This window comes from Rhodanobacter sp. DHG33 (assembly GCF_014843005.1).
Classification (GTDB): Bacteria; Pseudomonadota; Gammaproteobacteria; order Xanthomonadales; family Rhodanobacteraceae; genus Rhodanobacter_A.
On record NZ_JACYXM010000009.1, the window covers coordinates 88805 to 109557 of the forward strand.

The window sequence follows — 20753 nt, forward strand, 5'->3', positions numbered from 1 at the left end:
CCTCAGGACTGGCTGTCGTCAGCCGGCGCAGCGTCTGCACCGTCTTCTTTCTTGCCGACCATTTCCTCCAGCGCGCCCGCACCCTTGAATCCGGCAACGGCCGCGATGCCCTTCGTCAGCAAACCCGCATTCGGATCGAGCTTCTCGGCGCCTTCCACTGCAGCCACGGCACCGGCAACTTCACCCAAGGTATCGAGAATTCCCATAACGACCTCCGCGTTGGAATGGAGTACCCAGCATGCGTTTGGCCGCTTTACCGGCGAATGAATCCTGGCGCAAGTTCAAGCAACATGATCTTGCGAGGCTTTGTCAGAGAACTGACATGGCAGTGGAGGCGCATAACGTGCCGCACCATCCGCCTGCCTGATCCAGGCCGCGCAAGCCGATGCACTTGGTTGTGCTCTAGTTCGCTCGCCAATTAACGGCACCTGAGGTGGTGGCTACTTACTACTTACTGCCGTTCGCCGATCTGTTTGCCGATGGAAACGGCCATCGTGCCCCAAAGAGAAAGGCCCCCTTTCGGGGGCCAGTGAACCGGGCAAAGGGGATTGCGGCGGTTCGGGGGCACGCGGTGCGTCGGTGAGGAACCAGACTTCCCGGGCATCGTCAATTTGCATCCCCGATACCCTACCGGCTATCGGGAAATGACGTACATCGCTGTAGGCGTAGCCTGACAACAGGCCTGCGAACGGATATTGAAGGGACATACGGATGTTGCGCACTGCTCGACCTGAGCGTTCGCGACACCCGAAGTCGGGTCATCGCCCCATGCACCGGAACGACCATGGCGACAAAGGGGCTCGCCGCTCAGAGCGGCGCGTCCTTGAACAGCGACACACCGGGCCCGTATTGAAGCAATTCGACGCTTTGCCGGAGCGCGTTGTAGTCAAGATCCCGCCCCGCATCGTCCTGTGCTTGTCCACGCCAGAACACTTGGCCGGCGGCGGGTACCGCATCTTTCAGCAGGTTGTTGACGGTCGTCGCGTAGGTGTAATCCAGCGTTCCCTTGTCGTTCCATACCGCGATCTGTCCGCCGACCGGGCCGTTCGACGCATGGATATTGGCAGGCAGGCGCCTGTTCCATCCGTCATACAGCGCATCGCCATGCAACCCTTTCGGATTGTCGTAAGCCGGGCCGAAGGGGACGATGTACCAGTCGCCGAACGACTCGATCCAGCTGAAGCCACGGTCGCTCCAATTGATCTTTGCCTCGTCGCCCCAGTTGATCCAGCGCTGGATCACGAAGGATTTGTCCAGCCCGTTCGCCATGTCGGCGCTGCCCCAGATCTCGACCTGCTTGCCGTGTTGCTGCAGGAAGCGCCCCAGCTTGTTGAGGTAATCGACCTGCGTAGCCACGCTGACCGTGCCGCCATCGACGTTGACCTCGTCGCCGCCAATGTGGATCACGCTGGAACGAAACCAGGGCAGGAATTCGGTGAACACCGACTCGACATAGGCCAGCGTGCGCGGATTGCTGGGATCGAGCGTGCCGCCGGCAGGCGTACCACCGGCGTAGGCCAGATCCGGGCGTGCCAGCACGAAAGCTCCCGAGTGACCGGGCGTGTCGATCTCGGGAACGATCGTCACGCCATTGGCGGCCGCAGTGCGTTCCAGCTCGTCCCAGTCGCTGCGCGTGTAATAGCGACCGTCGGCAGGCACCAGCCCGGCAAAGGCACGGTTGTCGCTCTTCAGACGAAAGGCGCGGCTCAGCCACGACTTCTTGTCGTCGCTCAACACCTGGTCGTTGAGATGAAGATGCAGCGTGTTGAGCTTGTACCACCCCATGAAGCGGATGTAGTTCTTCAGGAAAGCGACGTCGGCAAACTTCCTGCCGACATCCAGCATGACCGACCGCTCGCGATAGCGCGGAAAATCCACGGCGTGGCCGCGAGGAAGCGCACGGTGCTTCTTGTCGGAACGACCATCCAATACAAGCATCTGCAGCAAAGTGCGGCCGCCGTAGAACACCCCCTGCTCCGTATCCGCGCACAAAGTCACGTGGACGTCCGTGTCGAGCGTGTACCCTTCCCGCCCGATGAGCGCCGAAGACACGCCGCACTGCGCCATGCGCACGACGATGTCGTGTTTCCCGGCCTTGTGCCCAATCGATACGGCTATCTTCAAACCGGTAATCGACTGGATGTCACTCGCCAATCTCGTGGCGATCAGTTTCAGTGCCTTGGCGTGGTCAGGTTCGACAAGCAGGCGCGTATGGCCATCCAGCAACCAGTTCCCTTCGCCGCCCTGCCACTGTTGCAAGGTTGGCATCACCCGTGGCGCGGTATGGCTGATTCGATCGGTTGCAGGCTGCGCCGGCGCGGCAAAAAGCGGAGCGGGCACCAGCGTGGTCAGTGCCATGCCAACACAAAGGCTCAGGACGAAAAGGGTCTTCGGCAGCAGCTTCGGCATGCGGTGGTCTCGGCACTCGTGGGGTACCCGGCAGTTTATCGGGGACCCTGATGGAGAACACTCCGACATGCGCGCCAGCATTCGCCACGACCATGCAACAGCTCGATGATCGAAGCGCTTATCTCTGAGAGGCGCTCCCCTTACGCTGCCGATCAGGCCACTGCCGTATCCGCAGACTCGGCGCCGGGGTGCGCATAGTGACCCAGGCGGGTCGTGCCTTCGGGGCTGACCAGATCCACCGAGGCGGTCATGCCGGTTCGCGCGTGGTGATCCCGTGCCAGCTTGCGCGCGTCAGTGATGGCTTTCGCCAAGCTAAGGCGATTCGCCAGGCAGGTCTGCCCACGGCAGATGCACCACATGCCAGCTTCATCTTCCTGGATCGCGAACAAAATGCTCATCGACGGATGCCTCGGGCTGGATCAAAGGGGCTCTGGTCAACAGTTGCCTAGGGGCGCAGTTACTTCACCAAACTTGCTGGACGAGTACAAGAATGCAGGAAACAGAAGTGTAACGATGTCAGCGTTCCCTGACAGAACTGTCGGGGGGTTCTGTATCAGACCGACCTTAGCTCATACCGCTCCATTTGAGTATTCCGGTCCTCGGACAGCGAGTTCCGCCTGTGGACAGTGGGCTCGGGGCCAGGCAGCAACCGACCGGAACTGGCTCGTCGCATGCCTGTTCAAGCGGCCCAACAGCTCTCTGGAGGCTCGGGCAGATACGGCCCGATCCTTGTTCGGGGGTCGGACCGCGCCAGTAGCTGCGTTGGCTGTCGATCCCGATGCGGGTCATTCGTCGTATCAACGGATCGAAGCGGAAACCATGAGAACGTGCTGCGCAGCGACTCCATGAACATTCCTGCCGGACAGATGACCTGCCAAGAGAATGGAGCCGGCGGAAGAGCGCCATCCATGAAAAGATTTCACAATCAATAACCTGATGCGCACTGACAACGTGCAACCACCTGGAGCCTTCCAATGACCCCCACTATTACCGCCTTTGAACAGTCGCCCGACCGCGGCCAGGGGCTCGCGCGCGACATGCGCGTTCGCTGGGCGCTGGAAGAAGCGAACCAGCCTTACAACGTTCGCCTGGTGTCGTTCAAAGCCATGAAGGAACCCGCGCATCGCGCGTTGCACCCCTTCGGGCAGATTCCCACCTATGAAGAAGGCGAGCTTGTCCTGTTCGAATCGGGCGCCATCGTGTTCCACATCGCGCAGCGCAATACCAACTTGCTGCCGGATGACGCGAACGCCCGGGCGCGGGCGATCACCTGGATGTTCGCCGCGCTCAACACAGTGGAACCGCCCATCCTCGATCTGCAAACCGCAAAGTTCATGGAAGGCGACAAGCCCTGGACCGAGGAACGCCTGGTACTCATCAAGGATCGCATCCGCCACCGGCTGGGCGACCTTTCCGTTCGCCTTGGTGACGCCGAGTGGTTGGACGGCACGTTCAGCGCGGGCGACCTCGTGATGGTGCATGCGCTGTTGCGGCTAAAGCCTTCGGGCATGTTGAACGAATACCCGAACCTTGCTGCCTACGTTGCCCGTGCCGAAGCACGCCCTGCCTACAAGCGTGCTTTCGCTGCGCAGTTGGCGGTTTTCACAGGTAATCCATCGAACCGCTAAATTAGGCGAACCGTTGCAATCATTTTCAGACTGCGACTATTTGACCGCCTCGGTGGTACGCGTCCACTGAGCAATGGGGCGGCCGTCGCGCCGCCACCACGACCCGGCCTGATCCTGAGGCCAACCCGCGGGCGAGTCTTCCCAACTCTCCTGCCGGCCATATACCGTGAGGTCCAGCATCTGCAGCGAGGGCAGCATGGCCTCGATCCCTCGCCATTTCGTTTCATAGGTTTCGAAAACCTGGTCACCGGTCCGCAGGTAGCAACGGAGGTCGCCACCACTTCGAGTTGCCAACACCTCTGCGGAGTCGGCAGTCGAATACCACGGCGGCGTCCAGCCCATGAAGTCCCGGTAGGCGGCGATCTCATTCCACGGACCACTGCTGAAAACGGCATAGGTCACGTCGCGCGCCGCCAGATAAGCGCACACGGCCGCGTTCATCGCAGACTGACCGTGCGTGCAGCCTTCGCATTGCCGGTCGTGCGGCGCGCCCTTATGCCACATGAAGTGATACACCACCAGCATCCGCCGGCCATCGAACACATCGAGGAGGGAGACGGGGCCATCCGGCCCCACGACCGTGGCCGGTTCCATCGGCGTCATCGGCAGGCGGCGGCGAGCGGCGGCCAACTCGTCGCCGGCACGCGTGTGGGCTTTCTCGCGGACCAGTAGTTCGGCACGGGCCCGCTCCCACTCATCACGGGTAACGATTCTGGGAGTTGCCAGTTCTGTCATGACGTTCTCCGTATCTACTTGAAGCCGCAAGCAGCCAGCGCAGCGGGATGACGGTCGGCTTGAACGAACGGTTAGGTGTGTGTTTGTTTCATACCGTCCTGGATCGCCTCTTTGAGAGTGTCCAGGTCGATATCTTTGAGCGCTTTGAATTTGATGCAGTAGCCGGTGACGCTCGCCTTGCCGATGGAGTCGCCGAACTTTTTTTGCAGATACGTCTTGTCGTCCATGCCCATGATGTAGACCGACAACCCCGCCGAGTTTGCGCTGATTCCGATTTGAAACAGCTCTTTGGTCTTGCCGTTGGCGTACTGCTTGTCGAGGGCGCCGTAACCGATGTTGGGATTGGAAACAACCTTGCCGCTTTCGTCCTTCCCGTCGAAAAACGACAACTTGCAACCGGGGTTCATTTCGAGAATCGTGCTATGGAGTCTCCGCATATCGCTTTGCTTGGGCTCCGGCACGGCTTCGAGATAGCGGCTGATCTGATCCTCTGCTGGCATGGCACGCCTCCGTCGGGTTGGTACTGCGCCTAACGCCTGAGTTAAGCCGCGCTGCGAAATAGTTTCGGCCAAGATGAATTACTAGGCGCTCGCCTAAATCGGTGTGATGCCTGTGTCTTGAAACCAGACATCCTCGGAGGAGTGAATATCTCCGGCTGTTTCGTTGTAGTTGATGGTTAGCTCCTCACCAAGAGCGATATCCCGAGCGGCAGTGAATACCATAGAAAGGCTGTCCTTCTCTGCCGAGTATCGAATGTTTGCAGGGTTTCCATGGTTGTAAATGCTGCCCCACCCTAGCGCGATACAGGATGCGCATGGCCCTTTCGTCAAGCGCCCCCAGTCAAACACAATACGCTGCACTTGCTTGGGCATCTCCTCCCAATCGGCATGCACCAGCACTACCGGACAAATCTCAACGATTTCACCCGCCAATATGGCGCGCGTAGCAAATATGCCACGCCCTTTAGCGGTACCCGTGTCTTTGATCATCGAAGAATCGCAGCATTTGCAGTGCATCGCTGGCGCCCTAACATTGGGACTAAACGAAAACGGGACGATCTGCCTTGAACAAATTGTTAGGCGGCACCTGTAAACCTCTGAGCGCTCGATGCGAACAACGGCAGGCCTTCAATCGAGGAATTTCCAGGTGTCTGCCCCGTCGAAGCGCCTGATGACGATCGACTCCAGTAGCGCAGGATCAAAATTCCGCAAGTTCACGCCATGACGAGCACCAGGCGCAGCTTCAAGCGGCTCCCAGTGAGTGACGATACCGCAGGTCTTGCAGCGCACATTCCTCAGGGTCCGGTCGCCCCATATATAGCTTTCGGTGTTCTCCGGATGACCCTCGATAGAGACCGAGCCGAATTCGTAGTAGGCCCATATGCCTCCGGTGCGCCGGCACAAGGAGCAGTTGCAACTTGTCGCTGTGTCAGGCGCAGCTGGAATCGTAAGACGAACGGAACCGCAGTGGCAGGAACCCTGCAGCAATGTCTGAGGCTGTTTTTTGTCCATGGAAATCAATCCGACTTGGCTGCTGACTTGCTCAGGTCGATCAGCGGAATGCCTCCGCTAGTGACAGTCGGCAGAACACCGTTCCAGTGCTGCAGGCCGTAGAACTTGGTGTATTCCGGATTGGCGCGTAACGCGGCACCCACGGTCTCTGCAGCCTTCGCCTGAGCATCCGCTTCGATGACTTGAGAATCGGCGCGGCCTTGGGCCGCTTCGACAGCAGCCTTTGCCTGTGCGGCTGCAAGCACCGTCGCTTGCTCACCCTCGTACTTAGCGCGCGCAACCGTGTTCTCAGCCTGCACCGCGTCGGCTTTGGCCTTCACCGCCTGCTCGATCGATGCCTCGAAAATCGGCGAGTAGTGAATTCCGGTGAGCTGGACGTCGATCACATCGACGCCGAAAAGGCTACCAAGCCCCTGACTGATGGCATTTCGCATCTGCACAGTGATCTGGGCACGCTGATCGCTGATCGATAGCGTGTTGTACTTGGCAAAGGCTTCCAAGGCGCGATCACGAACGACGGGGAGAAGCGTGGCATCGATATCCACGGCACCGGTTCGACCCACCTTGTAGAGCAGGTTGAACACAGACCGCGCAGGGATCTGATAGATGACGCTGATATCGATCGTGACCTTTTGATTGTCATTCGTGTAGACATCGAGCCCGGCCAATGTATAGATCGAGCGACTGATCTGGAGGCGATCCACGGTCTCCACCAGCGGCACCTTGAAATGCACGCCTGGACCCAAGGGTTCATCGGTAATGACCTTGCCTCCCATCCAGCGGATTCCCGCCATCTCACTGGGTTGCACGACGAAAAACGAGCCCGACAACACGACGATCGCCAGCACGGCGATCACCACAAGCTTGATCAGTCCGGCATTACTGCCTGAACGGACAGTGAGATCCTTCAACATACGGTCGCATCCCCTGTTTGATGTTGGCGCGAACATGCGCCGGCCGCCGTTTCCGATGCCCAGATTTAGAACCAACTGTTACGAGCTGAAAGCAGACCTCACCAGCTTGCTGGCAACGCCGCTCGATAGCAACGCCCGTAGGCAGCCGCCGAACCCACCCAAAAAGAAAGGCCCCCTTTCGGGGGCCTGTGAACCGCGCAGGGGGGGACAGCAGCGGTTCGGGGCGCACGGTGCATCGGTAGAGGAACCAGACTTCCCGGGCCAGGACAATGTGCAGCAACGACACCCTGACTGCCCAGCAGGCATTGGCGTACGGCGATGTAGGCGAAACCTGATGCGGTCCCCATAAAAAACCCCGGAGCCCGCATCCCTGCGGACTCCGGGGCCTCGAACGGTTTACTTAAGGATTGTTGGTAGCCGTGATGAAGCCAGGCGTACCGGCGATGAACGTATTCGCCGCCTGGATATCGAAGCTTCCCCAACCCGTCGCATTGTCACGCCCGGCTCCGGCTGCGTAATAGCCATTGTTGCCGGTGGTCACATCATGAAACGGATACTGGCTCGAATAGGCGTAGAGCGCCGGAGCGGCGAAACCCAACCCGTTGCTGTTGGCACTCTCCAGGCGAGCCCAGGCACCCACGAACAGCGGCGATGCCAGACTGGTGCCACCATTGGTGTAGTACCCCGACTGGGAAATACCCGACGTCGAGCTGGCCGTGAAGTAGACAATGATCGGCGAGTTGGTCCAGTCGGCATCGAAAGCGACGTCCGGCACCTCGCGATGCGGATAGCTGCTCGACTGCCAACTCGGCGTGGCCTCGGAACCACTCACGCCGCCGCCGCTGTAGGGCCAGGAGGCTTCGGAAACATAGGCGTCGGATGCGGTGGTGTTCAACGTGGTGCCACCGGTCGCCACGACATATGGCGAGCTCGCCGGATAGTTCACCGAGAGCGTGGTCTTGCTGCCGTAGGAGCCATTCTCCGGCGCCGAACTACCCACCGGGCACGGATAAGAGCCGTTATCGCCGGTCGCCGCCGAGAAGGTCTGTCCCTGCGTCACGCCCAACTGGAACGCCGAATCGGCGAAGCCGGGGCTGCCGTCGCATTCGGGCAGGCCCCACGACATGTTGATCACCTTGGCGCTGTTGGCACTCACCGCCTTGTTGATCACCTGCAGCAGGCCGCTGTTGCTCGCACCGCTGGAGCCCGTGCGGCTGCTGTACGTGCCGCCGTCGGTGTAGAAGATCAAGGTCTTCACGCCGCCGCTGATACCCCGAATGGCCTGCGCGTCCATGCCCCACTCGCCCTGGCCGCTGTCGTCGCTGCTGCTCTTGGTGGTGGTCGAAACGATCGAGGTTGCCACGGCAGTCAGGCCCTGGCCACTTTCGAGCTGCTTCAGGTCGTTGACCGCATTGGTCATGCTGCCCCAGCCCAGGATCGCAACCGTGGTGTTCGACGCGGTCGGAGTCGTGCCAGCGTCATAGACCGTGGCGAACTCCTGCGGATAGTAAGCATGTGCCGCCGAATTGCCAGTCACGGAGACCACCGTATACGCGGGACGCAACTGCGACGCCGGCAACGAGAAGGTACGCGCCTGGTACAGCGTCTGCAGGCCAAGCACCTGGTCGACCGCGCCGTTCAGTGCTGAGGGAATCTGCGCATTCTGGGTATTGGCGATGCCATCACGGCCATGACGCGTGAAGTGGCCGATCGCGGTACGGAAGGCAGCGTTCGCCGCACCTACCGTGCCATCCGCGGTCACCAGCAGTCGATTGGAAGCAATCTTTACGTTGGTGAAGCCCTGGCCGGTGAGGTAATCCGCCACCGCCTGTGCCTGCTGCTGTGTGGGCGCGAAGGTCGCCGTGCTCTCCTGGCTGCTCAGAAACTGGTGATAGGAGGGGCTACCCGGGCGGAACAGCTCCTTGGTGTAGCTGTCCAGCACATCCTTGTTCCGAAGCTTGAGCGTGACCACGATCGACACAGGCTCCTGACTGGACGCATAGCCGTTGAAACTGGCATCGGCGGTATAGGGCACCAGCGTGCGAGTCGTCGCCCACCCGTTGACCACCGAACCCTGCGCCGACGCCGCGGTTGCCATACCAGCCATGCCGATCGCCAACGCCAACGCGGTGACCAGGCGGCCACGCGCAAAGGTGCGCCCTGCAACGTTTGCGGAACCTGCATTACGGAAATTTACCATGCGATGTAACTCCCTTAATGGATGGATTGAATTAGCGACAAACCATTCGCAGCTTTTCATCCCGCACTCCCCCTCCCTGAAACCCCATATCCCTCTCTTTCGCAAGCCAACGAATCAACTTGGAAATCAGTCTTCATTGTGTTTGCCGCCATCGCAAGCTAAGTCACCTTGGCGGACAAAACAAGATCGCGTTCCGAGCCTTAATGGCGTAACTGTATTGAGCCGACCATCGATGCTTCTGATTTTGAGACCTAGGTCTCTAAAATAAGTCGAATGAATAGGGTTGCGCTCCTCGGCATCAAGACAAATCATAAAAAGCCAGGTGCGCAGTCGACGCTATAATTAAGGCGTAAAACACCACTTATAACAAATCACGATGCCCATATATCAAATAATCATATTCGCACGCTTTTAAGCTGTTCTAGGACGCCCCACCCTCTTCGTGGATGATAGGTTTCCCCATGCACAGCAAGGCCGCCAGGAAGGGCCGCGCCCAGCCACGAGGGAAGCAAAGATAGAAGAAGGTCGTCGACAAAGACCTCTGAAACGATAGACTCAAGGCATACCGGCGAGCAGCGCCATCCATCCTCCCATCAGGGTCAACTTTTATTGGCAGAGTTGGCTGCACAAACTCCGCGTGTCTACTACCCAAGTAGTAAGGCAAAAGCGCTGACGCTCCCATTTTCAGCAGCTGCAGTAACCCCCAGTTACAACAGCCGCGTTTGTGCCAAGTCCTTGATTGCAATTAGAGAGGCAGCACCAATAGTCGAGTTACTACTCCGGCTTTGGGCAAGTTTTAGCTTTTACCGCCCCCACTAACGAATAGGGACAACGGCGAACAGAGAACCTGCCGTGTCGTTTGTGTATATCGAACATGCTCCCACCTCGACCCTATGACTTAGAGCAATCGATGGAAATAGGAATTTTCTTAAATTTGGTCGTAGGAAGACTTGCACTATTCGCCAGCGGTCCAGCTTCCCAGTTGGATTACGGCTCTCACGCGGAAAGCCGTACTGGTCCGCGTCGACTGTTGGAATGCCATGCTCATGGGCGAACTGTGAGGCGTGGCTCATGCATAACCGGTTGCCTGGCTCGAGGTTGACCGCGAGCGTTTCGCGACATCTACCGAGACCGCTAATCATCATGCAAGGGGTCGATCCAAGCGATGCCAGCGGGATCGCTGCGGGGCCATATAAGCGACAACGAGGTCGCCCCTTTGAGTGGGAAGTTAGCCGGGCGCGGGGAACTGGCGTTCGTACGCGGCGACATGGTGAGGAAACAGATGCTCGTAGACGGGGGAGCTGATGCCAAGCACAGAGACCTCGAGCCCGTCTTCGCCAAACTCCGCCGAATAGTCGGCGATGCACACCCCACCGACCGCCTCAAGCGCTTCACCGCTATGCAGGCACGCCGACAGATGGAGGCTAGCTTGATTTTTGCCGGTTAGAGATATGACTTGAGATTGGATGTTTGCGTAGGCGGGCGTAGGCGTGAACTTGCCGAACGCAACGCCCATGGGCGGATCGCCGAACTCAAGTTCGGACTGACCAATAAGTTGCTCTCCGCTATAGATGTGAAATTGCGTCATGGTGTTTGCCAAGCTCACCCCTGAATTTGATGGCGCGCGCAGCGGGTCCACTGGGATGAATAGTTAGGCGAGCAACCATAGTCTGTATTTGGCGCCCGTGGTTGCTGCAACCGCGGAAAGACTTTGCTCTACCTGAGCCGAATAGTGGTCTGACACCAAGCTGGCCTTAACGGTGTGGAGCTCCTGAACAAGACGCACGATCTCTAGCCACTGCGCGGCCGAGATGATGCTGCGGTCATACGCCGAGCCGGCACGGGTGAAACCGTCGATGTCGCCATCGAACTTGGAATAGATGCCCAGCATTTCCTCGGTGATCATCTCTATGCCTAACGTTTGAGTTAAGGGGCGCCGAAGGCATCCGCCTTGAACGAGTTGTTAGGCTAGACGCTGTTGATCAGCCTCACGGAGCAGAGGATTCACTATGAACGTCCGAACCGACCATTGGAATGCAAAGAAAGATATTGGAAGGCCTATCACGAAGCCGGCTACGCCGCATATTAGCTTGATGCTTGCCAGAGGGACGCCAGCAACACCGAGAAAAGCACCTAGAAAGAATCCACTGACCGCACCGACCAACCCGCCTCCAGCTGTGGCAATGAGAGAGAACAACAGCCAACTCTTTGCATATGACATTGCCGAAATTTGCATTGACGCTCCCCTGTGATGGCCTAACACTGGAATTAAGCTACGACGAAACCGTCCGCCTTGAACAAGTAGTCGGGGGCCAAGGTTACTCGCGTCCCCGCATGTCACTTACCCTGAGAAGCTTGGAGACCGTAAGGACGCGTTCGCAGGCACCCAGGTTGCCATAGTGCCCCAGCGGCCCCAAGGTGCCCTGTACGATAACGTGTGATGTGCCCCAAGGACCATTAGCGTCCTTGGCGGGCAGCTCTGCCTTAGACATATCTCCGTTGACACACCATCTGACATCCTTGCCATCAGGGAAGAAAGAGGCGTACTCGAAGTTGTAGAAGTACTTGCCACTGTAGGTGGCTTGGCGCTCAGGAAGACTGGCGCATGCCGTGGCCAATAGAACGGTCACGAATAATGCGAAGCGAACCTTTGCCATGGCGGGCCCTAACGCTGGAGTTAAGTGATGGGGAAGCCGTTCGTCTCGAAGGAGAGGCCAGGTCGCCCCCCCACTCTGTACGCAGAACGATGAGCCGTGCGTGGCACACCTCCCTTGAACACAATACCGCCAGGCGAGACCTGAGCGAACCTTGCTTGATACGGGCAAGCGCGTTGCCGTTGCTGGAAAAGTACCAGCACAGGAACAAACGCCTGGAAACGCACCGACGAATGCCATGAAGGTCTATCCTCCCTCCAGCCGAAAGACTCTGCTCCGGATCGAAAGCAGACCACCTGGGGACCATTCAAACGGACTGTAACTTGCCTTCGTACCGCCGAGGGATACCTGCCCTCCTGGAATAGAGTGCAGCGCCCCGTGAGTGGCGCATCGTTCCTCGAAAAAAGCGACACGTTGCAGCTGCACGATACCCCAGCGCATTCCCCCTCCCGCATTTCTGCCACGGCGCCCCCTAACGGTTTCTACAACACTGCGCGTCGTCCACCTTTAGAAAGGAGAGACCGATGGAACCGTATGCCGACCCGCACGCACACACCCAACCCGTGCGCGAACACCATGTCCATCAGCGCCACTTCGACCGCCTGGTGATGCTCGCGGACGGCGTGTTCGCCATTGCGCTGACCCTATCGGCCGTTGAATTGCGACCGGAAGCCCAGCCCGGCCAGAGCCTGCTCGAAGTCTGGGGCGCCCCGCTGCTGGTGTATTTCTTCAGCTTCTTCTGGATCGCCAGCGTGTGGTACCAGCACCGGCGCGCCATGGCCCAACTGCGCCGCATCGATGCGCCGTTGACCGTGCTGACCATGCTGCTGCTCAGCCTGGTGGCGCTGGTGCCGGTGTTGATCCGCAACATGATCATCAACGGCACCCTGCAAGTGGTCCATAAGATTCCGCTAAGTGTTGGGCTTCACGCGATGGTCGCCGGCGGCAAGTTGCCCGATGTCTTGCCGGCAACCAGTACAGGCCCCGTGTTCGAGTCGGCACTCGTGTTCTCGACCAACGGACTCATTCCGTACGCGCTCATCATGCTTACGATCCAGCTCTGCCTGACGGCCGCGTGGGGCTATGCGGCTTTCCTCGCCAGACTTGCGCCGGATCTCGTGCCCGCTCGTGCCAAGGCATGGCTGATGCACGACCTGTCTCTCACCGTGCTGTGGGCTACGCTCATGGCCTGGCTCCAACACATGCTCTGGCTGGCGGCGATCATGCTGGTGGTGGTCGTAGCCTTGCGCATCGTCGAGAGGCGCATGCGACGCAGCGCGGCAACCGCGGAAGCAAGCCACGGAAGAAGCCCGCCAGCAGAAGGGGCCGCACCGCAGCCCGCCGCGGAGGCCGCCGAGGTGCCCACGGGTGGAACACCACCCTCACCCTGAAAGCTATCGAGGAGGGATTTCGCATGGCGAAGCTTGTTTACGGATTGATGCAATCCTTGGATGGCTATGTCGACCACCAAGCCTTAGGGCCGCCTACTCCGTCGGTCTCTCGTTACTTCGTAGACCACCTGCGAGGTCTGGCGGGCATGCTCTACGGCCGCCGCATGTACGAGATCATGCGCTATTGGGATAACGACCATCCGGATTGGGACGCCGAGGACCACAACTTTGCCGCGGTATGGCGCAGCAAGCCGAAGTGGGTCGTGTCGCGCACGCTGAAATCGGTCGGCCCGAACGCCACCCTTGTCGCCGATGACATCGAGGCAGTCATCCGGGAGCTGAAGGCCAAGCTTTCCGGCGAGATCGATGTCGCCGGACCCGACCTGGCGCGAAGCATCGCCGATCTGGGTCTTATGGATGAATACCAGCTCTACCTCCGCCCCCTCGTGCTTGGCCATGGCAAGCCCTTCTTCGCCGGGCCTCGGCCGCCACTCCGCTTCGTAGCCAGCGATGTAATCGGCGATGACGTCATCCGGTTGACGTACGTGCCTGCTTAATCGCGCGTCCATCGATGCGATGAATAAATCATCCGTAGCGCCGCAAACAAATCCATGCCATTGCGGCGTGATTAATCCATCCTTATTAATCACCCAATGGCATCTGACAAAATAAAGTCCTATCCCTACATATTTATTCCATTACCTGACAGATTTTCTTTTTCTCCCCACTTATTATGAAACCGCCAAGGCACCCTCGCCCCGGCCGGAGAAAACCCGCACTACCAAAACCAACGCGGGCCGCATGGGCTGCAACCCATACGACCCGCTAACCACCACCAACTAAGAAGGAGTTGATCATGGCTAACCCCAATCATACGGCAGCCCCACACGCCGCTGTGCCCATCCCCACCAACCCGCTCTCGCGCCCCTACTGGACCCGCGCCGAGGCCAGTCCCGACGAACACGACGCCGCCACCCTAGCCGGCCTCGCCATCGCCATCCACGCCCTCGCCCGCGTGCTGACCAATAGCGAAGCTTTCCGCGACCAGCACGCCAACAGCCAAAGCGACACCCTCGACCCCGGCTGTAGTCCCCTCGACACCCCCACCACCGAAGGCCTCTTCGCCGCCTTGTACTTCCTCAGCGAACAAGCCGAACAGCTCAGCCAGCCACTCCTTCCCCCGCCACCCCACTCGGGCGACCTGCCGTACTGAACGGCGGAGCTCGCAGCTCCATCGCCCAGCCTCCGAACTCGGACTGCCGAGCAAAAAGCTCGGCAGTCCGAGAAAAAAGCTCGACGCGCCGAGTTCAACAGCTCGGGCGTCCGAGCAAAAAGCTCGAGTCGCCGAGTTCAGAGCTCGACCAATCGAGCAAAAAGCTCGACACGCCGAGTCCAAAGCTCCGCCGGCCGAGTAAATAACTCGGCGCACCGAGTCCAGAACTGCACGCGCCGAGCAAATTACTCGGCCCGCCGAGCTTTTTGCTCGGCCGCCCGAGCTCAAAGCTCGGCCGCCGCAACTCGGCACCCGGCATACCCCGCCCTGCACGTGCCGCAGGCACAAAAAAGCCCGGCGCATGCCGCGATTGCCAACATGCGCCGGGTGGTAGTGCCCACACGTCAGGGGTTACGCCGGCGTGTTGCCCTGCACCGGCTCGGGCGCACCGCGCGCCGCCCCGCGGGCAAAGCGGGCACTGAGGTCGCGGCGCAGGTCTTCCAGGCCCTGATTTCTGCCGCTGACCGCAGCAGACCGTAAGCTGTGGGCGCATCGCCGATCACTACCAGAGAGCGCAGATCCGTTGGAACCTTGCTCGATCGCTGGAGAGGCAACGGTGCGTCAAAGAACAAGGATGTATAACAGCCATCTCATTCTATAGTGGTCTTGCGATGACAAGCACGCCCAAAACCAAGAGAGTGGACATCGGCAACTGGCTCGATATGGACCCTGCCTGGGAGGGAACGTATGCCATGAATTCAAGCGCCGAGGCCAGGCGGGAATGGGTTATATATGCAAAGTCTGTGACTCTTAGCACATCCGCCCCTGAGAACGTCCAATCGCTCTTTACCACGACTATCAATGCGTTGGTTTACAGCTACTTCTACTACCCGCTAATGACTTTGTGCGCGGATCAGTTGCTTCGGGTCGTTGAAACTGCGGTCCAGGAGAAATGCAAACAATTAGGGGCACCAGCGTTCCACACATTAGGATCGGCTATAGACTGGCTAATTGCGAGAAAGATAATTCCACACACTGATTGCGATCGATGGAGTGCAATGCGGACATTACGCAACTTCAGTGCGCATCCACGTTCTCAACTCATCGCTAACGTGGCCATGATGCGTATGCAAGTCGAAGCGTCGGCTGAGTTAATAAATAGTTTGTTTCCCGAGCAAATGGCTCAAAGCTAGCCATCATCTACGAGAGCAGCGACGATGCTATTCACCAATTCCAACGCGCGCGGGGACTTCATACGCAATGCACTTATGGACGCTGCGCGAATCGATGAGCCGGTATTCGTCGCTACAGCATTCTTTACCGACTACGGCATCCTGAAGAGCATTGCGCAGTCAAGCCATCGCGTTCGGCTTGTCGTTCGCCTTGGGTATCCCACCTCGCCGATAGCCCTCGGGGAGGCGCTCAAAGATCCTTACGTAGACATCCGCTTTTTCACGGATCATTCCTTTCACCCTAAGCTCTATATCTTTGGCGACCGTCTTGCCTACCTTGGCTCTGCCAATCTCACCAGCGCAGCTGTCATCTCGAACCAGGAAATACTGGCCGCTATCCCGGCCGAGGATGATCGATTTGAAGACCTGGCCGCCCTCTTTGGCGAATATTGGGAGCAAGCGTCGGTCCTTACTTCCGATGCGCTTGCCAAGTACCGCCTGGCATTTGACTCTTACAAAGAGATTGACGCGGGCATCACCGAGCTCGAGAAGAAGGTTGACGTTGCGTTGGGGCGGGTGTACTTCACAAACATTGATCGCGGCAAGCAAAAGAAAACCAAGGAAAACGTTTTTATTGACAGTTATAGGCGCACTTACCAGGAAGGAGTCAGCGCGTTCAATTTTATTCGGCAAAAGTATGTCGAATACGGCAAGCGAAAGGTTTCAGAGAGTGAGCTCCCATTACGCCTGGAGATCGATTCGTTCTTTAGCTTTGTCCGCGACCACATAGCCTATGGCGAGAAATGGATGGAGCCTCAACTTGGCTGGAATGATGGCCACCTTTCTGCACTGATCGATGCTTTTCAGCAGTGGCATGCCGCGCCCTTTCCGCATCTAGAATCAAAGATCATCCACGAAAATTATCCACGCCTTCGCTCCGTCTTTGAAACTGAGGGCGCCCTTCAAAAAGCTGACGATCAACTGCTCTTTGAGGCACTTCTTACGCTCCACTCCTTTCACGACAGCCTGCGTTTCCACAAAGGAGGCATCCCCGGACTCCGGGAGGCCTTTATCGATGGCAACGATCCAACAAAAGTGAGAAATAGCCTTGCTTACTTGGTTCATGGAAAGGATGAAGTGGTGCAACGCATGGCCAACCTTATCTATAACGCAGACTACAAGCTGAACTCCTTTGCCACTGCAAATGTCCAGGAAATGATTGGGTGGCAGAACAAGGATGAGCTACCGGTGATCAATGGCCGCACCACCAAAATCCTCCGATACTTTGGATTCGATGTCCGTCAGCTGAAATAAATGGCTGCCGCCATGGTGGCAACTTGCCTCGCCTGGAAGAAAACAGAAAGACCGCCAATATGGCGGCCTTTCACGAATTGGTGCACGGTGAAGGAATCGAACCTCCAGGATCTACTCTTGGAAATCGAATGACTTTGAATCAGAAGACATGACCCTGGTAGCGATTCCGTCCGCCCGGGCCGCGCAGCTGTCGGTGAATTCATTCGGCGCGGCTCGTACTCCTGATAATGGACACAAGCTCATCGATCGACAGCGCAGGCTTTCGACGATGAAGCATCGCATGACAATTTGGACAGACTGGGCGAAGGTCATTGATTGGGTCTAGCACGTACTCTTCCCCTACCTCGGCCAGAGGCTTGAGGTGGTGTACATGGATATAGCCGTTACCTAGCTCACCATAGACACTCTCGAAGTTGAACTCGCAGACTACGCATCTAGCCTTCCAGTGCGCGATGCATTTGCGGCGCGCGTTGGGGTCCCGCTCATAGATATTGACGGTGATCTGCTTCTTAGCCCCCTCAATTATGCCCTGCGGTTCCGCCTCAATCTCCTCGGGTGGCACTTCAGGATGCGCTTGAGGATCGCCAGCAAAAGTCCAAATAAGCTTGACCGGGGAGGTGTCTTCAACTCCCTTGGCGCGTGCTTGTCCTGCATAGGTGAACGGCGCGCGATCATCCTCGCGATAGAAGACATGCACCACCGCGCCATCGGCCAATAGCGCCTGAATCGAAGGGTGCTCTAGGCGCGAACCTGTCTTCCCATACCACACCAGGTCATCGCCGATGAATTTGTTCTCATAGTCATGGCCAGTTCGTCCGGCGGTGCCCACCGAGCAGAAGACGAAGTGGACGCCGTGATGCTCGAGGTACCCTGTGTACCAAGGGCCACCCTGTGCTGGCTCAATGCCCACAGCTTCTTGCAATGCTGCGCGGGTATACGATCCACCGATATCGAAATCCAGATTCAGAGCCATAGCTTGGTCTGCTGACTGAGGGCTCCTTGCCCCAGTATTGCTGGTGAGGCGAAGAGCATCCAATATCCGTGCACTTGGGCCTTCCTTGAGCACGGTGAAGCCCTGGACGATAGCCGTTGGTTTGCGTTCGGCAAGCTGATTGAAATCGCGAATATGGATCGCGACCGGCTCCAAGTCCGTCAAGAAGAATGTGTACTCCCAGGTCGCCCCATCTTCCATCCTGCCCCACAGGGACTCCGCCATCAGCGCACTCTGGCATTTGTAGGCGACGGTACCCCTATAGAAAAACTGGCGCCTCCTATAGAAAAGCGCCGTATCTCCTGTAGCCATGCGGCGCCACTTCTTGGCGTTGCCATCATCCTCGCCAGGAGTAACACCCCACACCGCCACTGACTCACCGAACTTGCTGGCAACCAGAGATCTCTCCTCCTGTGAGAGGAATGGGGCCAAGCGAGCGATCGACACGGGGTTCTGGATCGTATCCACGAAGTGCTTGTAGGCAACATCGTCCGCGCACGGTTGCAAGATCAGTTGCATATGCTTCCCTTCAAAGTTCTGTGTATTTCTTGGCTGAACCCTTGGCCTTTTCTACCGGGTACTTGGCAGCGTTCTTACTGAGCTTGGATAGGATTGCCTGCTCTAGGTCGATCCCTAAGTTGTCGCAGAACTCAATAAGGTACACGGCAATATCCGCCGCCTCATCGGCCAACTCTCCTTTTGCTTGAGAGGCGTGGACCTCGCTTTCCTCGGGGCTCTTCCATTGGAAGTGCTCCAGCAACTCAGTTGCCTCCAAGACGACGGAAATGGCGAGGTTCTTAGGATTGTGGAACTGCATCCAATCGCGGGCATCGCGGAACTCGCGGATCTTGAGTTGGATTGCGTTGAGGTCCATGTGCAGGCTCCCAATGTTAGATAGGTCGAGCAGATGATTGGGGCGAAACGCAAAACGCGAATCACGTCCGTACCATATGCGACAGAGCCTATGCGAGTTCACCACTGAGTATCTAGATGCGGCAATGGGCATCTAAGGGCAGAACTAATCGAATGCGAATCCAATCGCGATTCAGGAAAATAATACGGTGGCCGCGAAATAGACCGGGCCGAACACGCAATCACGTTAGCCAACGTTCGAACTGATTGTGCCCCAAGGACTTCTAGCCAGACGATCGGGCAATAAAAAACCCGCCTAAGCGGCGGGTTTTCCTAGTCTTTCTGGTCCATTCTGGACATCGTCGGACTATACATTGGTGCCCAAGAGGGGACTCGAACCCCTACGCCTTTCAGCGCTACCACCTCAAGGTAGTGCGTCTACCAATTCCGCCACCTGGGCAGGTGTCTTACTTTACTTCTGCTTCTGCGGCGCCGGCGCGGCCGGCACTTCGCTTTGTTGCTTGTTCGCGGCAGGTGCCGTGGGCACGGCCGGGTTGTTCGTGGCGGCAGGCACTTCCGGGTTTGCCGGAACCGTCGCCGCCGGGGCCTGCTTGGCGGGTGCCGGCGTGGTGCTCATGCCGGCCATCACGCCGAGGTCGGCACCGCTGCTCTGCGCGTTGCCATGACTGTGCAGGTACACGCCCATGCCAAGGCTCAGCAGGAAGAACAGTGCAGCCAGCACGGCCGTGGCACGGGTCAGGAAGTTGGCCGAGCCGCGCGCACCGAACACCGTGGCCGAGGCACCGCCGCCAAAACCGGAACCGGCGCTGGCGCCGTCGCCGTTCTGCAGCAGGATCAGCACGATCATGGCTGCAGCGACCAGAATGTAAAAGACGCTGAAAATGACAAACATGGTTGCAATCGAGCCTGTGGCGACTTAACGCGCCGCTGCGCAGATTCCAAGGAAGTCGGAAGCGATCAACGAGGCGCCACCGATCAGCCCCCCGTCCACATCCGACTGTGCGAACAATTCGGCGGCGTTGGCCGCCTTGACGCTGCCGCCATAAAGCAGCCGAGTCAGACGGGCAATCATAGCATCTTCCTTTTGGAGTTGGCTACGAATGAACGCATGGACTTGCTGCGCCTGCTCCGGCGTCGCCGTGCGGCCCGTGCCGATGGCCCACACCGGCTCGTAGGAAATCACCGCGGTATCGAACGCCGCAATGCCGCAGGCATCCAGCACCGCCTTCAGCTGCCGCGCGACCACGGTTTCGGTTTCGCCCGCCTCGCGCTGCGCCAGCGTCTCGCCCACGCAGAGGATGGGCGTGAGGCCGCCGGCACGCGCGGCGGCAAACTTGCGCGCCACCAGCGCATCGCTTTCGCCGTGGTACTGGCGGCGCTCGGAGTGCCCCACCAGCGCCCATTGCGCACCACAGTCGGCCAGCATCGCTGCGGATACCTCGCCGGTGTAGGCGCCCTGCCCCTCGTGCTCGCTGAGATCCTGCGCGCCCACGCCAATGCCGGCCTCGGCACAGGCCGCAGCCACATCGCCCAGGTAGGGAAACGGCGGGCAGAGCACCACATCGATGCCGCTGGTATCGCTGGCGGCAACCTCTTTGCACAAAGCGGCCGCCATCGAGCGGCTGCCGTGCATCTTCCAGTTTGCCGCCACGAGTTTCTTGCGCATGTCGATGGGTTTCCGTACGGACAAAACCGAGATTTTACAGGACGATAGCGGGACTGGTATTGCTGCGCCGCAGCGTTCAAGA

At 58.6% G+C, this 20753-nt stretch carries 20 protein-coding genes and 1 tRNA gene; 5 read left to right on the plus strand and 16 right to left on the minus strand.

Annotation, left to right across the window (positions count from 1 at the left end; translation table 11 throughout):
- Nucleotides 1-2 precede the first annotated feature (2 nt).
- From IHE46_RS15760 to IHE46_RS15770, 3 genes are all read right to left on the minus strand, one after another.
- On the minus strand, nucleotides 3-206 hold the full coding sequence (locus IHE46_RS15760) for a hypothetical protein (RefSeq protein ID WP_192165700.1): 204 nt from the start codon (nucleotides 204-206) through the stop codon (nucleotides 3-5).
- 601 nt (nucleotides 207-807) lie between these two features.
- Nucleotides 808-2409, minus strand: coding sequence for a glycoside hydrolase family 20 protein (locus IHE46_RS15765; RefSeq protein ID WP_225563108.1), 1602 nt, complete (start codon nucleotides 2407-2409; stop codon nucleotides 808-810).
- A 152-nt stretch (nucleotides 2410-2561) separates the two neighbouring features.
- Nucleotides 2562-2807 carry a hypothetical protein gene (locus tag IHE46_RS15770; protein WP_192165702.1) on the minus strand — a complete coding sequence of 82 codons (246 nt, stop codon included), beginning with the start codon at nucleotides 2805-2807 and terminating at the stop codon, nucleotides 2562-2564.
- A 576-nt stretch (nucleotides 2808-3383) separates the two neighbouring features.
- Here IHE46_RS15770 and IHE46_RS15775 point away from each other — a divergent pair.
- A complete protein-coding gene (locus IHE46_RS15775; protein WP_192165704.1) occupies nucleotides 3384-4037 on the plus strand; it encodes a glutathione S-transferase family protein in 654 nt (217 codons plus the stop codon).
- 36 nt (nucleotides 4038-4073) lie between these two features.
- On the opposite strand, the gene IHE46_RS15780 is transcribed toward IHE46_RS15775, so the two are convergent.
- The 8 genes from IHE46_RS15780 to IHE46_RS15815 form a co-directional block, all read right to left on the minus strand.
- Nucleotides 4074-4772: a DUF899 family protein gene (locus IHE46_RS15780; RefSeq protein WP_192165706.1), complete on the minus strand. Its 699-nt coding sequence runs from the start codon at nucleotides 4770-4772 to the stop codon at nucleotides 4074-4076.
- Nucleotides 4773-4843: 71 nt separating this feature from the next.
- On the minus strand, nucleotides 4844-5272 hold the full coding sequence (locus IHE46_RS15785) for a DUF1801 domain-containing protein (protein WP_192165708.1): 429 nt from the start codon (nucleotides 5270-5272) through the stop codon (nucleotides 4844-4846).
- A gap of 93 nt (nucleotides 5273-5365) precedes the next feature.
- Nucleotides 5366-5761 carry an SET domain-containing protein-lysine N-methyltransferase gene (locus IHE46_RS15790; protein ID WP_192165710.1) on the minus strand — a complete coding sequence of 132 codons (396 nt, stop codon included), beginning with the start codon at nucleotides 5759-5761 and terminating at the stop codon, nucleotides 5366-5368.
- Nucleotides 5762-5899: 138 nt separating this feature from the next.
- The gene (locus tag IHE46_RS15795; RefSeq protein ID WP_192165712.1) at nucleotides 5900-6283 is read right to left on the minus strand and encodes a GFA family protein; all 384 of its coding nucleotides are present in this window, start codon (nucleotides 6281-6283) and stop codon (nucleotides 5900-5902) included.
- Between the two features lie 5 nt (nucleotides 6284-6288).
- Nucleotides 6289-7197 carry a prohibitin family protein gene (locus IHE46_RS15800; RefSeq protein WP_192165714.1) on the minus strand — a complete coding sequence of 303 codons (909 nt, stop codon included), beginning with the start codon at nucleotides 7195-7197 and terminating at the stop codon, nucleotides 6289-6291.
- A gap of 400 nt (nucleotides 7198-7597) precedes the next feature.
- On the minus strand, nucleotides 7598-9457 hold the full coding sequence (locus IHE46_RS15805; RefSeq protein WP_192165716.1) for a S53 family peptidase: 1860 nt from the start codon (nucleotides 9455-9457) through the stop codon (nucleotides 7598-7600).
- Between the two features lie 1168 nt (nucleotides 9458-10625).
- Nucleotides 10626-10985 carry a hypothetical protein gene (locus tag IHE46_RS15810; protein WP_192165717.1) on the minus strand — a complete coding sequence of 120 codons (360 nt, stop codon included), beginning with the start codon at nucleotides 10983-10985 and terminating at the stop codon, nucleotides 10626-10628.
- 63 nt (nucleotides 10986-11048) lie between these two features.
- A complete protein-coding gene (locus IHE46_RS15815; RefSeq protein ID WP_192165719.1) occupies nucleotides 11049-11303 on the minus strand; it encodes a hypothetical protein in 255 nt (84 codons plus the stop codon).
- A gap of 1272 nt (nucleotides 11304-12575) precedes the next feature.
- On the opposite strand from IHE46_RS15815, the gene IHE46_RS15820 reads away from it, so the two are divergent.
- The 4 genes from IHE46_RS15820 to IHE46_RS15840 all read left to right on the plus strand — a co-directional run bounded on the left by IHE46_RS15820 (nucleotide 12576) and on the right by IHE46_RS15840 (nucleotide 17141).
- On the plus strand, nucleotides 12576-13442 hold the full coding sequence (locus IHE46_RS15820) for a TMEM175 family protein (RefSeq protein ID WP_192165721.1): 867 nt from the start codon (nucleotides 12576-12578) through the stop codon (nucleotides 13440-13442).
- Between the two features lie 23 nt (nucleotides 13443-13465).
- Nucleotides 13466-13999, plus strand: a complete 534-nt coding sequence (locus tag IHE46_RS15825) for a dihydrofolate reductase family protein (RefSeq protein WP_192165723.1) — start codon at nucleotides 13466-13468, stop codon at nucleotides 13997-13999.
- 299 nt (nucleotides 14000-14298) lie between these two features.
- Entirely contained in the window at nucleotides 14299-14655 is a 357-nt protein-coding gene (locus IHE46_RS15830) for a hypothetical protein (RefSeq protein ID WP_192165725.1), read from the plus strand.
- Nucleotides 14656-15872: 1217 nt separating this feature from the next.
- On the plus strand, nucleotides 15873-17141 hold the full coding sequence (locus IHE46_RS15840; RefSeq protein ID WP_192165728.1) for a phospholipase D family protein: 1269 nt from the start codon (nucleotides 15873-15875) through the stop codon (nucleotides 17139-17141).
- 199 nt (nucleotides 17142-17340) lie between these two features.
- Here the strand turns inward: IHE46_RS15840 and IHE46_RS17055 are convergent, their stop codons facing one another.
- The 5 genes from IHE46_RS17055 to tpiA form a co-directional block, all read right to left on the minus strand.
- Nucleotides 17341-18651 (minus strand): HNH endonuclease, encoded by a 1311-nt coding sequence (locus IHE46_RS17055; protein ID WP_225563109.1) that lies wholly within the window; start codon nucleotides 18649-18651, stop codon nucleotides 17341-17343.
- Between the two features lie 10 nt (nucleotides 18652-18661).
- On the minus strand, nucleotides 18662-19006 hold the full coding sequence (locus IHE46_RS15850) for a nucleotide pyrophosphohydrolase (protein ID WP_192165730.1): 345 nt from the start codon (nucleotides 19004-19006) through the stop codon (nucleotides 18662-18664).
- 353 nt (nucleotides 19007-19359) lie between these two features.
- A tRNA-Leu gene (locus IHE46_RS15855) sits at nucleotides 19360-19444 on the minus strand.
- 12 nt (nucleotides 19445-19456) lie between these two features.
- Nucleotides 19457-19897: a preprotein translocase subunit SecG gene (secG, locus tag IHE46_RS15860; protein ID WP_192165732.1), complete on the minus strand. Its 441-nt coding sequence runs from the start codon at nucleotides 19895-19897 to the stop codon at nucleotides 19457-19459.
- A gap of 24 nt (nucleotides 19898-19921) precedes the next feature.
- Nucleotides 19922-20671: a triose-phosphate isomerase gene (tpiA, locus tag IHE46_RS15865; protein WP_192165734.1), complete on the minus strand. Its 750-nt coding sequence runs from the start codon at nucleotides 20669-20671 to the stop codon at nucleotides 19922-19924.
- Nucleotides 20672-20753: the final 82 nt, after the last annotated feature.

Excerpts from the sequence above, each read along its gene's own strand:
- IHE46_RS15760 (WP_192165700.1), bottom strand. The coding sequence starts at position 206 with ATGGGAATTCTCGATACCTTGGGTGAAGTTGCCGGTGCCGTGGCTGCA.
- IHE46_RS15765 (WP_225563108.1), bottom strand. The coding sequence starts at position 2,409 with ATGCCGAAGCTGCTGCCGAAGACCCTTTTCGTCCTGAGCCTTTGTGTT.
- IHE46_RS15770 (WP_192165702.1), bottom strand. The coding sequence starts at position 2,807 with ATGAGCATTTTGTTCGCGATCCAGGAAGATGAAGCTGGCATGTGGTGC.
- IHE46_RS15775 (WP_192165704.1), top strand. The coding sequence starts at position 3,384 with ATGACCCCCACTATTACCGCCTTTGAACAGTCGCCCGACCGCGGCCAG.
- IHE46_RS15780 (WP_192165706.1), bottom strand. The coding sequence starts at position 4,772 with ATGACAGAACTGGCAACTCCCAGAATCGTTACCCGTGATGAGTGGGAG.
- IHE46_RS15785 (WP_192165708.1), bottom strand. The coding sequence starts at position 5,272 with ATGCCAGCAGAGGATCAGATCAGCCGCTATCTCGAAGCCGTGCCGGAG.
- IHE46_RS15790 (WP_192165710.1), bottom strand. The coding sequence starts at position 5,761 with ATGATCAAAGACACGGGTACCGCTAAAGGGCGTGGCATATTTGCTACG.
- IHE46_RS15795 (WP_192165712.1), bottom strand. The coding sequence starts at position 6,283 with ATGGACAAAAAACAGCCTCAGACATTGCTGCAGGGTTCCTGCCACTGC.
- IHE46_RS15800 (WP_192165714.1), bottom strand. The coding sequence starts at position 7,197 with ATGTTGAAGGATCTCACTGTCCGTTCAGGCAGTAATGCCGGACTGATC.
- IHE46_RS15805 (WP_192165716.1), bottom strand. The coding sequence starts at position 9,457 with ATGAAAAGCTGCGAATGGTTTGTCGCTAATTCAATCCATCCATTAAGG.
- IHE46_RS15810 (WP_192165717.1), bottom strand. The coding sequence starts at position 10,985 with ATGACGCAATTTCACATCTATAGCGGAGAGCAACTTATTGGTCAGTCC.
- IHE46_RS15815 (WP_192165719.1), bottom strand. The coding sequence starts at position 11,303 with ATGATCACCGAGGAAATGCTGGGCATCTATTCCAAGTTCGATGGCGAC.
- IHE46_RS15820 (WP_192165721.1), top strand. The coding sequence starts at position 12,576 with ATGGAACCGTATGCCGACCCGCACGCACACACCCAACCCGTGCGCGAA.
- IHE46_RS15825 (WP_192165723.1), top strand. The coding sequence starts at position 13,466 with ATGGCGAAGCTTGTTTACGGATTGATGCAATCCTTGGATGGCTATGTC.
- IHE46_RS15830 (WP_192165725.1), top strand. The coding sequence starts at position 14,299 with ATGGCTAACCCCAATCATACGGCAGCCCCACACGCCGCTGTGCCCATC.
- IHE46_RS15840 (WP_192165728.1), top strand. The coding sequence starts at position 15,873 with ATGCTATTCACCAATTCCAACGCGCGCGGGGACTTCATACGCAATGCA.
- IHE46_RS17055 (WP_225563109.1), bottom strand. The coding sequence starts at position 18,651 with ATGCAACTGATCTTGCAACCGTGCGCGGACGATGTTGCCTACAAGCAC.
- IHE46_RS15850 (WP_192165730.1), bottom strand. The coding sequence starts at position 19,006 with ATGGACCTCAACGCAATCCAACTCAAGATCCGCGAGTTCCGCGATGCC.
- secG (WP_192165732.1), bottom strand. The coding sequence starts at position 19,897 with ATGTTTGTCATTTTCAGCGTCTTTTACATTCTGGTCGCTGCAGCCATG.
- tpiA (WP_192165734.1), bottom strand. The coding sequence starts at position 20,671 with ATGCGCAAGAAACTCGTGGCGGCAAACTGGAAGATGCACGGCAGCCGC.